We start from the raw sequence: 933 nt of genomic DNA on the forward strand, positions 1-933 counted from the left end.
AGGCTGGGTTACATGGCTGCGCGAACCTGCCCCATGCCAGCAAGGCTTCTCAAGCTGGCTGAGCCACAGTGGTAATCAGGAATTGTTTTGTACTTGGTGCCTGTGTTGATAATGAGATGGTTTTTCTTTCCCGCTATATTCTTGGGAAGTGCATTCAATGATTTGGCATAACCTCCCTGTTATGCAGCAGATTTTTTTCTGTTTTATGTGGGTAACGGTTTAAGGAATCGTTGCAATACTGGCTGATGCGATGTCTTCATCCTGTGAGATTTTCAGGAACCGACGTTGCACGAAAATCAGAGTGAAACATTGAGCAATACACAATGCAATCCAGAATCCGGTGGGACCCTGGGCAGGTAGCAACCAGTCCTTCAATGCCAAAACGGAACCCAGTGGCAATGCAATTGCCCACAATGATGAGAGAACAATCATCATAGAGGTGCGTGTATCTTTGTAGCCTCTCAGTGCTGCATTGGTAGCCCCCTGCAGGCTGTCAACGATATGGAATAGCGCGACCAGTGGCAGCAGTTGGCTGGCTAGTGCAATGATCCGTATGTCATTGGTATAGAGCGATGTGATCCATGCCCGGTTGTAATAGATCATCAACGCAATGCATATCGCCGCAGAGAGAGTCATCAAAATACCGGTTTGCGCGCTGAAACGAGCCTGTCTCCGGTTTCCTGCACCCATCGCCTGCCCCACCCGAATACTGGTTGCAATGCCAATACCGGATATTATCCCCATGGGAAGCGTTGATAGATTAAAGGCGATTTGATGTGCACCCAGCACAGTGTCACCGGACGGTGTCAGCAACAGCGTGATCAGGGTAAAAGCCAGAAACTGAAAAAGCAGGTCATGTTTCAAACCGGTTGATACCACATTCTGGAGATGAACTCTCCGATGACTTTGTCGTGTAGCTCCTCTGAACGGGAA

1 protein-coding gene is annotated in these 933 nt (G+C 48.8%); it reads right to left on the reverse strand.

What is annotated here, in order from left to right; translation table 11 throughout:
* Window positions 1-219: 219 nt before the first annotated feature.
* On the reverse strand, window positions 220-933 hold a 714-nt coding region (locus tag ABD892_RS10480; protein WP_345195570.1), incomplete at its 5' end, for an MATE family efflux transporter.

This window comes from Kistimonas scapharcae (assembly GCF_039540975.1).
Lineage (GTDB): Bacteria > Pseudomonadota > Gammaproteobacteria > Pseudomonadales > Endozoicomonadaceae > Kistimonas > Kistimonas scapharcae.